The sequence below is a fragment of the Janthinobacterium sp. BJB304 genome (assembly GCF_002735765.1).
GTDB lineage: Bacteria > Pseudomonadota > Gammaproteobacteria > Burkholderiales > Burkholderiaceae_D > Janthinobacterium.
Genome location: NZ_PDZN01000005.1, coordinates 37,369 through 51,633 on the forward strand (window position 1 = coordinate 37,369; position 14,265 = coordinate 51,633).

10 protein-coding genes are annotated in these 14,265 nt (G+C 63.3%); all 10 read left to right on the forward strand.

Annotated elements, in window-relative coordinates; translation table 11 throughout:
- Positions 1 to 102: 102 nt before the first annotated feature.
- The 10 genes from leuS to CSQ95_RS07415 all read left to right on the forward strand — a co-directional run bounded on the left by leuS (position 103) and on the right by CSQ95_RS07415 (position 14,265).
- Positions 103 to 2,742, forward strand: a complete 2,640-nt coding sequence (gene leuS / locus CSQ95_RS07370) for a leucine--tRNA ligase (protein WP_099409022.1) — start codon at positions 103 to 105, stop codon at positions 2,740 to 2,742.
- 2 nt (positions 2,743 to 2,744) lie between these two features.
- Positions 2,745 to 3,335 (forward strand): LPS assembly lipoprotein LptE, encoded by a 591-nt coding sequence (gene lptE, locus CSQ95_RS07375; RefSeq protein ID WP_070220522.1) that lies wholly within the window; start codon positions 2,745 to 2,747, stop codon positions 3,333 to 3,335.
- Between the two features lie 10 nt (positions 3,336 to 3,345).
- Positions 3,346 to 4,362 (forward strand): DNA polymerase III subunit delta, encoded by a 1,017-nt coding sequence (holA, locus tag CSQ95_RS07380; protein ID WP_058048018.1) that lies wholly within the window; start codon positions 3,346 to 3,348, stop codon positions 4,360 to 4,362.
- 23 nt (positions 4,363 to 4,385) lie between these two features.
- Positions 4,386 to 5,657, forward strand: a complete 1,272-nt coding sequence (locus CSQ95_RS07385) for a glutamate-5-semialdehyde dehydrogenase (protein WP_099409180.1) — start codon at positions 4,386 to 4,388, stop codon at positions 5,655 to 5,657.
- Positions 5,658 to 5,727: 70 nt separating this feature from the next.
- Entirely contained in the window at positions 5,728 to 6,165 is a 438-nt protein-coding gene (locus CSQ95_RS07390) for a CopD family protein (protein WP_099409023.1), read from the forward strand.
- 10 nt (positions 6,166 to 6,175) lie between these two features.
- Positions 6,176 to 6,790 carry a 2-hydroxychromene-2-carboxylate isomerase gene (locus tag CSQ95_RS07395; RefSeq protein ID WP_099409024.1) on the forward strand — a complete coding sequence of 205 codons (615 nt, stop codon included), beginning with the start codon at positions 6,176 to 6,178 and terminating at the stop codon, positions 6,788 to 6,790.
- Between the two features lie 235 nt (positions 6,791 to 7,025).
- Positions 7,026 to 8,228, forward strand: coding sequence for a class I SAM-dependent RNA methyltransferase (locus CSQ95_RS07400; RefSeq protein ID WP_373631582.1), 1,203 nt, complete (start codon positions 7,026 to 7,028; stop codon positions 8,226 to 8,228).
- Between the two features lie 189 nt (positions 8,229 to 8,417).
- The gene (locus CSQ95_RS07405; protein ID WP_200880291.1) at positions 8,418 to 9,698 is read left to right on the forward strand and encodes a multidrug effflux MFS transporter; all 1,281 of its coding nucleotides are present in this window, start codon (positions 8,418 to 8,420) and stop codon (positions 9,696 to 9,698) included.
- Positions 9,699 to 9,901: 203 nt separating this feature from the next.
- Complete coding sequence (locus CSQ95_RS07410; RefSeq protein WP_257217978.1) at positions 9,902 to 12,055, forward strand: HDOD domain-containing protein; 2,154 nt, start codon at positions 9,902 to 9,904, stop codon at positions 12,053 to 12,055.
- Positions 12,056 to 12,060: 5 nt separating this feature from the next.
- Positions 12,061 to 14,265, forward strand: coding sequence for an EAL domain-containing protein (locus tag CSQ95_RS07415; protein ID WP_099409026.1), 2,205 nt, complete (start codon positions 12,061 to 12,063; stop codon positions 14,263 to 14,265).

Genomic DNA, 14,265 nt, shown 5'->3' on the forward strand with positions numbered 1-14,265 from the left:
GCGCTTGCCAAAATTTGCCGGCCCGGGCCGCCAGCGCGCCGCGCTATCGGGCGGCGACAACCAGTATAATGCTCGGTTCATATCCACTATTGGCCGCACATCATGCAAGATAAATATAGTCCCGCCGACGTCGAACAAGCCGCCCAATCGCACTGGAAGGCGATCGACGCCTATAAAGCCGTCGAACACGACCCGCGTTTCCCAAAAGGCAAGTATTTTGCCTGCTCGATGCTGCCTTACCCTTCGGGCAAGCTGCACATGGGTCACGTGCGCAACTATACGATCAATGACGTGATGTACCGCTACCTGCGCATGAATGGCTACAACGTGCTCATGCCGATGGGCTGGGATGCGTTCGGCATGCCGGCGGAAAACGCGGCCATGGCCAACAACGTGCCGCCCGCGCAATGGACGTATTCGAACATCGCTCACATGAAGCAGCAGATGGAATCGATGGGCCTGGCCATCGACTGGTCGCGCGAAATGACCGCCTGCAAGCCCGAATACTATAAATGGAACCAGTGGATGTTCCTCAAGATGCTGGAAAAAGGCATCATCTACAAGAAGACGGGTACCGTGAACTGGGACCCGATCGACCAGACCGTGCTGGCCAACGAACAAGTGGTCGACGGCAAGGGCTGGCGTTCCGGCGCGCTGATCGAAAAACGCGAAATCCCCATGTACTACGCGCGCATCACCGATTACGCGGAAGAGCTGCTGGCCTATGTCGATGACAAGCTGCCGGGCTGGCCCGAGCGCGTGCGCACCATGCAGACCAACTGGATCGGCAAGTCGACGGGCGTGCGCTTCGCCTTCCCGCATGAGATCAAGGACGCGAACGGCGCCCTGATCGGCGACGGCAAGCTGTACGTCTTTACTACCCGTCCGGACACCGTCATGGGCGTGACCTTCTGCGCCGTGGCCGCCGAACACCCGCTGGCCATCCACGCCGCGCAAACGAATCCTGCTCTGGCCGCGTTCAACGCCGAATGCAAGCTCGGTTCCGTGATCGAGGCAGACATGGCAACGATGGAAAAGAAGGGCATGCCGACCGGCCTGTTCGTCACCCATCCGCTGACGGGCGCGCAAGTGGAAGTCTGGGTCGGCAACTACGTGCTGATCACCTACGGCGACGGCGCCGTGATGGGCGTGCCGGCGCACGACGAACGCGATTTCGGCTTTGCCAAGAAATACAATCTGCCGATCAAGCAAGTGATCGAAGTCAAGGGCCAGGAATTTTCGACGGACGCCTGGCAGGAATCGTATGGCAGCAAGGATGGCGTGTGCATCGCCTCCGGCAAATACGACGGCCTGCATTTCGCGTCCGCCGTCGATGCGGTGGCCGCCGACCTGGCGGAGCTGGGCCTGGGCGAAAAGAAAACCACGTTCCGCCTGCGCGACTGGGGCATTTCGCGCCAGCGCTACTGGGGCACGCCGATTCCGATGATCCATTGCGCCGATTGCGGCGTGGTGCCGGTGCCGGAAAAAGACCTGCCGGTGGTGCTGCCGGAAGACTGCGTGCCGGACGGCACGGGCAACCCGCTGAACAAATATGAAGCCTTCCTGCAGTGCGACTGCCCGCAGTGCGGCAAGCCGGCGCGCCGCGAGACGGACACCATGGATACCTTCGTCGATTCGTCGTGGTACTACATGCGCTATACCTCGCCAGGCTCGGACGACGCCATGGTCGATGCGCGCAACGATTACTGGATGCCGATGGATCAGTACATCGGCGGCATCGAACACGCCGTCATGCACTTGCTGTACGCGCGCTTCTGGACCAAGATCATGCGCGACTTCGGCCTGGTCAAGTTCGACGAGCCGTTCGTCAACCTGCTGACGCAAGGCATGGTGCTCAACGAAACGTACTTCCGCAAGGACGCCGCCGGCAAGACCACCTGGTTCAACCCGGACGACGTGCGCTTGTCGCTCGACGACAAGGGCCGTCCGCAGTCCGCCGTCCTGGTGGCCGACGGCCAGCCCGTGGAAATCGGCGGCACGGAAAAAATGTCGAAGTCGAAGAACAACGGCATCGACCCGCAAGCGCAGATCGAGCAGTACGGCGCCGACACGGCCCGTCTGTTCACCATGTTCGCCTCGCCGCCGGAACAGACCCTGGAATGGTCGGGCAGCGGTGTCGAAGGCGCGAACCGCTTCCTGCGCCGCGTGTGGAACTTCGGCTATGCCCAGTCGGCAACGATCCAGGCAGCACTGGCTGGCGGCGCCGCACCGGCCACGGGCGACGCGCAGAAAAACCTGCGCCGCGAATTGCACAAGCTGCTGCAGCAAGCCGATTACGACTTGAAGCGCATCCAGTACAACACCGTGGTGTCGGCCTGCATGAAGATGCTCAACACGCTGGAATCGGCCAAGCTGGACGATAGCGCGCAGTCGAAGGCGCTGATCGCCGAAGGCTTCTCGATCTTCCTGCGCCTGCTCAATCCCGTCGCGCCGCACATCACCCATGTGCTGTGGCAGGAACTCGGCTACGCTGGCGTGCACGGCGATCTGCTGAACGTGGCATGGCCGCAGGTCGACCCGCAAGCGCTGGAGCAGTCCGAGATCGAGATGATGATCCAGGTGAACGGCAAGCTGCGCGGCTCGATCACGGTGGCCAAGGATGCGGACAAGGCCAGCATCGAAGCGGCCGCGCTGGCGTGCGAAAGTGTGCAGAAGTACGTCGAGACCACGCCGAAGAAGATCATCGTCGTGCCAGGCAAGTTAATCAGCATCGTGGTGTAATCATGACGACTTCCTCTCAAGTATCGCTGTTGGGCCGCCGCGCCGTGCTGGCGTTGGGCCTGACCGTCCTGCTGTCGGCCTGCGGCTTTCACTTGCGCGGTTCGAACGGCAGTTTCATGCTGCCGTTCGCGACGATGTACATCGGCTTGCCCGACTCGTCGCCGCTGGCGATCGGCCTGAAGCGCTATATCCGCGCCATTGGCAGCACGGAGGTGGTCAATACCAGGGATGGCGCCGACGCCGTCCTTGAAGTGATCTCCGATCCGGAGATGAATCGTACCAAGACCATTTTGTCCCTGAACACCAGCGGCCGCGTACAAGAGTATCAGCTCGGCTATTCGATCAATTTCCGCGTGGTGGACAAAGCCGGCAACCAGTTGCTGGCGCCGACGACCATCAGCCTGGTGCGCCCCATCACCTTCGACGACAGGCAGGTACTGGCCAAGGAAACCGAGGAAGCGGCGCTGTACCGCGACATGCGCAACGACCTGGTGCAGCAGATCATGCGCCGCCTGGCCGCCATCAAGCCGGTCCTGCCGGCCATGTCGGTGGCGCCAGTGACGCCGGCCGCGCCGGCCGCCCCGCAGCAGTAACGGGGACGCCATGCAATTGCGGATAGATGCGCTCGATGGGCATGTGGCCAAGCCGCTGGCGCAGCTGTATGTGATCACCAGCGACGAACACTTGCTGGCGCTGGAAGCGGCCGACAAGATCCGCCGCGCGGCGCGCGCGCAGGGCTACTCCGAGCGCGACGTGCTGACGGTGGAGCGCAGCTTCAAGTGGGGTGAACTGCTGGCGGCGAACCAGGAGCTGTCGCTGTTCGGCGATAAAAAACTGATCGAACTGCGCATCCCCACGGGCAAGCCGGGCAAGGATGGCGGCGCGGCGCTGCAAAGCTACGCGAAAAACCTCAGTCCCGACAACCTGACCCTGATCACCTTGCCCAAGCTGGATTGGGCCACGCAAAAGGCGGCCTGGGTCGCCAGTCTGCAGCAGGCGGCCGTGTATATCGACATTCCGAATGTGGAACGGGCACAGTTGCCGGCGTGGATATCGCAGCGCCTGGCCGCGCAGGGGCAAAGCGCCGAGCGTGCCAGCATCGACTTCATCGCCGAACGGGTGGAAGGTAACTTGCTCGCGGCGCACCAGGAAATCCAGAAACTGGGCTTGCTGCATGCCGCGGGCAAGCTGACGTACGAACAAGTGCAGGACGCGGTGCTGAACGTGGCCCGCTACGATGTCTTCAAGCTGTCCGAAGCCATGCTGGCCGGCGATCCGGCGCGCCTGGTGCGCATGCTCGAAGGCTTGAAAGGCGAGGGCGAGGCGCTGCCGCTGGTCTTGTGGGCCGTCTCCGAGGAAATCCGCACGCTGTTAAAATTGAAGGCCGGCATGGCGCAAGGGCGTCCATTGGGCGCGCTGCTGAAGGAATACCGCATCTGGGGTCCGCGCGAGCGGATGATGGAACCGGCCCTGCGGCGCATTTCGCTGCCCGTGCTGGAAGCGGCGCTGCAGCAGGCGGCGCAGGTGGACAAGATGATCAAGGGTTTGCGCGCCAAGGGCTACGCGGGCGATGCCTGGGACGCCATGCTGCAACTGGGACTGAAGATCGCCCGAGGCTAGTTTTTTACTATATGGATACGAGCATGGACATCACAGAATATATGCAGGACGTGGGCACGCGCGCGCGCGCCGCTTCGCGCGCCATGGCGCGTGCCGACAGCGCCACGCGCAACCGCGCCTTGAGCCTGATCGCCGCCGCCATCGTGCGCGATGCCGATCTGCTGCGCGCGGCCAACCAGCGCGACCTCGATGCGGCGGCCGCCGCCGGCCTGGCGCCGGCCATGCTCGACCGCCTGACCCTGTCCGACGCCGCCATCGCCACTATGGTCGAAGGCTTGACGCAAATCGTGTCGCTGGCCGACCCGATCGGCGAAATCTCGAACATGAAATTCCGTCCGACGGGCATCCAGGTGGGCCAGATGCGCGTGCCGCTGGGCGTCATCGGCATCATCTATGAAGCGCGTCCGAACGTGACGGTGGACGCGGCCGGCCTGTGCATCAAGAGCGGCAACGCGACGATCTTGCGCGGCGGCTCGGAAGCGATTCACTGCAACCGCGCGCTGGCCAAGCTGGTGGCCGAGGGCTTGCTGGGTGCCGGCCTGCCTGCCGATGCCGTGCAAGTGATCGACACCACCGACCGCGCCGCCGTCGGCGCTTTGATCACCATGCCGCAGTACGTGGACGTCATCGTGCCGCGCGGCGGCAAGGGCCTGATCGCGCGCCTGATGGAAGAGGCCACCGTGCCGATGATCAAGCACCTCGACGGCATCTGCCACGTCTACATCGACGCCAAGGCCGATATCCGGAAGGCGATCGATATCGGCTTCAACGCGAAGTGCCACCGCTACGGCACCTGCAACACCATGGAAACCCTGCTGGTGGCGCGCACCATCGCACCGACCGTGCTGCCGCAGCTGGCCGAACTGTACCTGACCAAACAGGTGGAACTGCGCGCCGATCCGGAAAGCCATGCGATCCTGGCCGCCGCCGCTTATCCGCACCTGGCAGCGGCCACCGAGGAAGACTGGTCCACCGAATACCTGGCCGCCATCCTGTCGGTGAAGGTGGTGGACGGCATCGACGAAGCGATGGACCACATCAACCGGTATTCGTCGAAGCACACGGAGTCCATCATCACGGAAGACTACAGCGATGCGCTGCGCTTCCTGCGCGAAGTCGATTCCGCCTCGGTGATGGTGAACGCCTCGACGCGTTTCGCCGACGGCTTCGAATACGGCCTGGGCGCCGAGATCGGCATCTCGAACGATAAGCTGCACGCGCGCGGTCCGGTGGGCCTGGAAGGCCTGACCTCGCTCAAGTACGTGGTCTTCGGCCACGGCGAAGTACGCAAATAGTCTCATTCGCGGGTGGCCCACAAGGCGGCCCGTGCTCTTGTTTCTCTCCACCTCCGACACTGGGAACCCCATGCTCTTTCTCTGGACCAAAGCCTTCCACATCATCTTCGTCATTTCCTGGTTCGCCGGCCTGTTTTATTTGCCGCGCATCTTCGTGAACCTGGCGATGGAGACGGAAACGGTGGCCACCGAGCGCCTGCTGCTGATGGCGCGCAAGTTGTACCGCTTCATGTCCCTGCTGGCGCTGCCGGCGATGGTGCTGGGGCTGGCGTTGATGTGGATGCTGTATGGCGGGAGCCAAAGCGGCATGAAGATGCCGGGCTGGATGCACGCCAAACTGACCTTCGTGGTGCTGCTGCTCGGCTATCACCACGCCTGCGGTTCCATCCTGCGCAAGTTCGAAAAAGGCCTCAACAAGCGCAGCCATACCTGGTTCCGCTGGTTTAATGAAGTGCCGGTGGTGATGCTGCTGGCCGTCGTCGTGCTGGTCGTGGTCAAGCCTTTCTAAGGGAGTCGAAATGAGTGCAAGCCAGAGCAAAGTCGTGCAGTATTTTTTTGCGCCCCACTCGCCATGGACCTACCTGGGGCATGCGCGCCTGATGGCCATCGCCGCGAAGACGGGCGCACAGATCGACGTGCGTCCCTTTGACCTGGGCAAGGTCTTCAGCGTCTCGGGCGGCCTGCCGCTGGCCAAGCGCGCACCGCAGCGCCAGGCGTACCGCCTGGCGGAACTGGCGCGCTGGTCGGCCTTTTTGCAGGTGCCATTGACCCTGCAGCCGAAGTTCTTCCCCGTGTCGCCGGAAGCGTCGGCCAAGCTGATCATCGCCACGCGCCTGGCGCACGGCGTGGAAGTGTCGCTGAAGCTGGCGCACGCCATCATGCGCGGCCTGTGGGCTGAGGAGCGCAACATCGGCGACGAGGAAACCCTGGTGCAGATCGCGTTTGACGCCGGTTTCGACGGCCGCCAGTTGCTGAAAACGTCGGAGACGGCCAGTGTGCAGGCGGAATATGACGCCAATACGGAAGCGGCCACGGCCGCCAGCGTGTTCGGCTCGCCGTGGTACATCGTCGATGGCGAAGGGTTCTGGGGGCAGGACCGCCTCGATTTTGTCGAGCGCGCGCTGGAGAAGTAGTTTTTTAGAGAGCGGTAGGTCGGATTAGCGTGGCAAAGCCGCGCGTAATCCGACAGGCGCAGTGTGCGGCATGTCGGCTTATGTCGGCTTACGCCCTGGCGGGCTAAGCCGACCTACGCCAACCTGCGCCGACCTGCGCAAGATATTGGATGTAGGTCGGATTGGCGCTGCGCGCGTAATCCGACAAGTTTTGAAATTTTTAGTTAATTGTTTTTCAACGGATAAAAGGTACACCATGGCTTCATATTTTTGCCCATGCCCGCGCGGCATGGAAGCGGCGCTGGCCGAGGAACTGGGCGAGATCGCCCAGGATAGTGCGACCATGAAGGTGCACAACCAGGTGCCGGGCGGCGTCCATTGCTCCGGCGACCTGCTCGATTCCTACCGCATCAACCTGCATTCGCGCATCGCTTCGCGCGTGCTGATGCGCATGGCCCATTCCGGCTACAAGACGGAAAACGATATTTACGACCTGACCCTGGCGCAATCCTGGGAAGACTGGTTCGGCGTGCACCACACGATCCGTGTTGACGTCACGGCCGTGAAATCGCCGCTGCGCAGCCTGGAATTCACGACATTGAAAATCAAGGATGCGATCTGCGACCGCTTCCGCGACCAGTTCAACGAGCGTCCATCGGTCAACACCAAGACGCCGGACATGCGCATCGTCGGCTTCCTCGACGCGCATACCTTCACCGTCTATCTCGACACTTCGGGCGAAGCCTTGTTCAAGCGCGGCTGGCGCGAAGAGACGGGCGACGCGCCGCTGCGCGAAAATCTGGCCGCCGGCCTGCTGCGCGTGTCGGGCTGGAAGCCTGGCATGGTGTTGTTCGACCCGATGTGCGGTTCCGGCACCATCCTGGCCGAAGCGGCGCAGATGCTGCAAGGGATTCCGCCGGGCGCATCGCGCCAGTTCGCGTTTGAAAACTTCCACGACTTCGATCCGGCGCCGTGGAATGCCATGAAAAACGCCATCAAGGTCAATCCGCTGCCGGCCGAACCGACCATTTTCGGCAGCGACATTTCGGGCGACATGGTCGCCATGACGCGCCATAACCTGCGTTGCGCCGGCGTGCGCTTCGACGTGCCCCTGAAACAGATCGAGGCGCAGGAAGTCAAGCCGCCGAGCGACGTGCCGGGCATCATGCTGACCAACCCGCCGTACGGCGAGCGTATCGGCGTGCGCGGCGACAGCACCATCCCGGAAGATGAACTGTCGACGTCGTTCTATTCGGCCATGGGCACGACCCTGAAGCAGCGTTTCGCCGGCTGGACCGTGTTCCTGTTCACGGCCGACCTGGGCCTGCCCAAGCTGCTGCGTCTGAAGGAAGCGCGCAAGACGCCATTCTTCAACGGTGCGCTGGAATGCCGTTTGTTCCGCTTTGATATGGTGGCCGGCTACAATCGCCGCGAAGAAGCCAAGCCAAAAAATAACTGATCAAACCTGCTGCGCGTCGGGATAGGCGGCCTGTGATGCTCGCCGTACTAGTGTACGGCTGCGCTTCTCGGCCACCTCTCCCTTCCGCTCGCGACGGTTTTATCAGCTATTTTGGAGTCTGTAGACGTTTGTAGTAACGCAGTACCTTGCGCGGACCGCAACCGGTCCGCGCGCCACTTTGGATCCGCCATGTTTCCCACCCCTCCGGCCGATGTGCCGCCCGACCCGGTCACGCCCGTTCCGCCTCCAACACCGAGCCACATGGCGCCGCTGAGCCGCGGTGCGCTGGCGATGATGCTGGCGGGGCTGTCGATGCTGGGCCCCCTGTCGATCGACACCTATCTGCCCGCGTTTGGCGCGATCCAGGGTTCGCTGCAGGCGTCGCCGCTGGAAGTGCAGCAGTCGCTGACGTTCTACATGCTGGCCTTTGCCGGCATGGTGCTGTGGCATGGCGCGATCTCGGATACCTTCGGCAGGCGCAACGTCATTCTCGTGTCGCTGCTGATGTTTGCCATCGGTTCGCTCGGCTGCGCCTCGGCGCACACGGTGCACTACCTGTGGTTCTTCCGCATCATGCAGGGCGTCTCGGCCGGCGCCGGCGTGGTGATCAGCCGTGCCATCATCCGCGACCTGTATGCCGATGCGGCGGCGGCGCGGCTGCTGTCGCTGGTGACGATGATCTTTTCCATCGCGCCGGCCGTGGCGCCGATTCTGGGCGGCTGGATCGTCATCTGGTTCGACTGGCGCTCGATCTTCCTGTTCCTCGCCTTCTACACGGTGGTGCTGCTGGCGTTCTGCTACTGGCGCCTGCCCGAAACCCTGCCGATGGAAAAGCGCCAGCCCTTCAATCCCCGCTTCCTGGCGTCGAGCTATGGCCAGATCCTGCGCTCGCCGCTGTTCCACATCAAGGCCGGCATCGTCGCCCTCAATTTCGCGGGCCTGTTCCTGTTCATCACGGCCGCGCCGGAAATGCTGCCCAAGCAGCTGGGCCTGGGGCCATCGCAATTCGCCTGGCTGTTCATTCCCTGCGTGAGCGGCATCTTCATGGGCGCCGCGGCGGCCAACCGCATCGCCGGCAAGGTCACGTTCGCGCGCCAGATCGGCATCGGCTTTGCCTTCCTGCTGTGCGCCGCCAGCGTCAATGTCGTGTATCACCTGTTCCTGCCGCCATCCTTGCCCTGGTCGGTGCTGCCCCTGTTCTTCTATACCTTCGGCATGTCGCTGGTGGGCCCGGGCGCGACCCTGCTGGCGCTCGACCTGTTCCCGCACATCCGCGGCACGGTGGCCTCGTGCCAGTCGTTTGCCAGCACCCTGCTGGGTGCCGTGGTGGCCGGCGTGATCTCGCCGCTGCTGTCCGGTTCCGTGCTGTGGCTGGCGTCGGGCCAGCTGGCGTTTACGGGCCTGGCGCTGGCGCTGTGGCTGATATCGCGGCGCTTCCGCCACCGTTTGCTGGGTTCCTTCAAGGCATAAGTTTCCATGGCAGAACGCTGGATTTATTTCAACTTAATTTTCTATATTGCAAGTAATATCCGGCGCTTATGATAAGATGACTGCTTTTCCCGGCATCCTCTCAGGCGACATTTTTTGGGTTACAGGAGTGGAGGATTCCTCTGAACGTGGCCGCGCTTCGCTGCTGAGCGCTCTTCCTTTTCAAACCGGCAATGCCTGATACGATGCATCAATCTGATCAAGATATTCGCAATCGCCTGCTGATTGCCCGCCTGCCGGCCATGCCGCAGATCCTCCTCAAACTGATCGCCCACCTGCAGGCCGACGATGCCGGCATGCCGGAGCTGGCCGCGCTGATCGCCAAGGATGCGGGCATGACCAGCAAGATCCTCGGCGTGGCCAGCAGCTCGGCCTACCATCGGCAGAGCAAAGTCGTCAGCCTGGAACAGTCGCTCGTGTCGCTGGGCACGGACATGATCAAGACCCTGGTCATCAGCGAATCCGTCTTCCAGACCTTCAACAGCTTTCCCCATTCCGGCAGCACGGATTTGCGCGCCTTCTGGAAAAGTTCGCTGTCGGCCGCCGTCATGGCGCGCGCGCTGGCCAAGGCCATGGCCTATCCGCACGTCGAGGAAGCATATCTGGCGGGCTTGCTGCACAACGTGGGCCGCCTGGCCCTGCTGGCCACGGCGCCGAAGGAATACGCGTTCAATTTCACGGCGCGCGACGATGCCGCCCTGTGCGCGGTGGAGCAGCGTACCTTGCAGATCACGCATGCCGAAGCGGGCGCTTGGCTGATCGAGCGCTGGCATCTCGATTCCTTCCTGGCCGACAGCGTGCTGTATCACCATGAGCCGCTGGCGCGCCTGGAAGCGAGCCATCCCCTGATCCGCATCGTGCGCCTGGCGCACCTGCTGTGCTGCCATGCCGACGATGCGGAGTCGATCACGCAGGCGGCAAGCCTGTGCGCGCTGGACGTCGAGACACTGGACGAGCTGGCCGGCAGCGTCGCGCGCCAGGTGGAGCAGGCCGCGCAGCACCTGGGCATCGACCTGGCCGGCGCGGACGATATCGCCACGCCGCCCGCCTATGCGCCGCCAGCCGTCGATCCGGTGCAGCGGCGCCTGTCCGACGAAGTGCGCAATATGGTGCTGGTGTCCGAAGTGGGCCAGACCTTCGCCCGGCAGCAGGGCGAGAGCAGCCTGCTCGAAGCCATCACGCGCTCGGCGCGCATTCTGTTCGATTTCGACACCGCCGTCATCCTGCTGCAAAACCCCACCGGCCATGCGCTCGTCGGCGTGGCGGCGGGCGAACATCAGCAGCGCCTGGCCGGCTTCTCGATCCCGCTGGCCAAGGGCGGCCTCCTGGCCGCCTCGGCGCTGGAGTGCCAGCTGGCGTTCCTGAAACGCGACATGCCGGCGCTGGGCATCGTCGAGGAGCAGCTGTTCCGCATTCTCGGTACCGACAGCCTGGTCTGCGTGCCCTTGGCGTCGGGCCAGCGCAGCCTGGGCGTGCTCATTGGCGGCGTGGCGGCGTGGCAGATTCCCGCTTGCCAGAAGCGCGAGGGTTTCCTGCGCGCGTATGCCAACCAGGCCGCCACGGCGCTGGAAACGGCCATCAGCGCGCGCGGGCTGGCGCGGCTCCAGCTCGATCACGTGACCGAGGAATACCGCGCCGCGTCGCGCCGCGTCGTGCACGAAGTGAATAACCCGCTGTCCATCATCAAGAACTATCTGAGCGTACTCGATCACAAGCTCGAGAAGCAGGAACCGGTGTCGGGCGAAATGGCGATCCTGAACGAGGAAATCGACCGGGTCGGCCAGCTGATCGGCGGCCTGGCCGATCTGCAGCCGGCGGCGGCCAGCGGCGTGACCGATTGCGCGCGCGTGGTCGACGATGTGCTGCGCCTGTTCCGCGCCACCGACTTCCTGCCGCCGAAGATCGAGGTGGTCACGCGCATGCAGGACGCGCCATGCGAGGTGGAGGCCGATGCCGACATGCTCAAGCAAATCCTGCTCAACCTGCTAAAAAACGCCGTCGAAGCCCTGCCTGATGGCGGGCGCATCGAAGTGGCGAACCGTGGCCACGTGAACCGCGACCGCCGCCTGTACCTGGAGCTGTGCGTCAGCGATAATGGCGCAGGCCTGGCGCCGGACGTGCTGGCCAATCTGTTTTCCCCAGTGCGCAGCAGCAAGGCAGGCGCGCATCACGGCCTGGGCTTGTCCATCGTGCATGACCTGGTCACGCGCCTGCATGGCGTGATTGGCTGCCGCAGCAGCAAGTCCGGCACCTCGTTTGAAATTTTACTGCCCATTCCCTTGCCGGCAAGCGCTGCAGCCGCGCTGCCCTCGCCCGGCAATACCGCCATGTCTTCGTAACGTCCATGAACTCCTCCGCCATTCCGTTTGACCTGGAAAACAGCCCGCGCATTTTGCTGGTCGACGACGAGCCCCGCCTGCTCGCCTCTCTCCACGAATTGCTGAAGGACCGCGGCTACCAGCTGCACACGGCCACCTGCGGCAGCGAGGCGCTGGCGCAGTTGTCGAAACTGCGCTTCGACCTGATCTTGCTCGACTTGCGCCTGCCCGACATGAGCGGCCATGAAATCATGGACCACATCAACCGGCGCGGCATCGAGGGCGACGTGATCGTCATGAGCGGCGACGTCGGCATCGAGGCGGCCATCGGCGCCCTCAAACGCGGGGCCTACGATTATCTGCGCAAGCCCTACAGCCGCGAGGAGCTGCTCAAGACGGTGGAGAACGCGCTGCAAAAGAGCCAGCTGGCGCTGGAGAACGAGCGCATCGCGCTGCAGCTGGAAAACTCGGAAAAGATGTACCGCTACCTGGTCGATAGCTCACCCGACATCATCTATACGCTGAACCACGAAGGCCGCATCACTTTCATCAACGACCGGGTGCACCAGTTGCTGGGCTTTAGCCGCGAAGAGCTGATCGGCAGCCATTACTCGATTCTCGTACACGATGAAGACCAGGAGCGGGCGCGCTATGCCTTCAACGAGCGCCGCCTCGACGAGCGCGCCTCGCGCAATGTGGAACTGCGCCTGAAGTGCCATAGCGGCAGCGGCAGCGACCGGACCTTCAACAACACCCTGATGACGATTCCGCTCAACTCGATCGGCATGCACGGCCACGACCAGGAAGCGAAAAAGCAGGAGTACTTCGGCACCTACGGCGTGGCGCGCGACATCACCGACCGCAAGCGCGCCGAGGAAGTCATCTCTTACCAGGCCTATCACGACATCCTGACGGACCTGCCGAACCGCATGCTGTTCAAGGACCGCCTGGGGCTGGCCGTGATCCAGGCGCGGCGCAAGTTGACGGAACTGGCCGTGATGTTCATCGACCTCGATCGTTTCAAGCTGGTCAACGACACCCTGGGGCACGTGAAGGGCGACGAGCTGCTGCAGCAGGTGGCGTTGCGCCTGAAGGATTGCCTGCGCCGCGGCGATACCCTGGCGCGCCAGGGCGGTGATGAATTCACCATCGTGCTGCCGGAACTGCGCGACCGCCAGGATGCGCGCCTGATCGCCGACAAATTCCTCGAATGCCTGCACCAGCCGTTCGACCTCGATGGCAACCAGGTGCATATTTCAGCGTCCATCGGCATCGCCATCTATCCGGGCGACGGCGAGACCATCGACGAGCTGCTGCGCCACGCCGACATCGCCATGTACCAGGTCAAGGCGCTGGGCAAGAACGGCCACAGTTTCTATCACGAGTCCATGCTCGATGTGTCGCACCAGAAGATCGCGCTCGAACAGAGCCTGCGCAAGGCGCTGGAGCTGAATCAGCTGGAGATGTATTACCAGCCGCAGGTGGACGTGATGACGGGCCGCATCGTTGGCGCCGAAGGCCTGATGCGCTGGAACCACCCGCAGCGGGGTTTGCTGACGGCCGGCGAATTCCTGCCGTTCGCCGAGGAAAACGGCTTGATGCTGCCGATCTCGGACTGGATGCTGGGTGCCCTGTGCCGCGACCTGGTGCAGTGGAACGCGGCTGGCGGCGAAGCCATGCGCCTGTCGCTCAATTTGTCGCCGCAATACCTGGACCGGGGCGACTTTTTCGAGAAGATGCGCGGCGCGCTGACGCGCTACGGCATCGCGCCGGAAAAGATCGAAGTCGAGATCACGGAAAACATCTGCATCCGCAACCCGCAGTATGCGATCGAGCAGTTGAACAAGCTGTGCCAGTTGGGCGTGTCGGTGGCCATCGACGATTTCGGCACCGGCTATTCCTCGCTGTCGTACCTGCACCGCTTCCCCATCCACACCATCAAGATCGACCAGTCGTTTGTGAAGGAAATCCACGACGAGCACGGACACTATCCCGTCATCCTGGCCATCATCTCGATTGCGCGCGGCCTGGGCCTGCACCTGATCGCCGAGGGTGTGGAGACGGAAGGGCAGGCGCGCTACCTGCAGGACAAGGGCTGCACCACGATGCAGGGCTATCTGTACCACCGGCCCATTTCGCTGGGCAGTTTTATCGGCGTGCTGGAGGAGCAGAACCGCCTGATCGCCGATGCCGCTCCCGCGCCGTCCCCGACGCTGACCATCGAGGCTTGA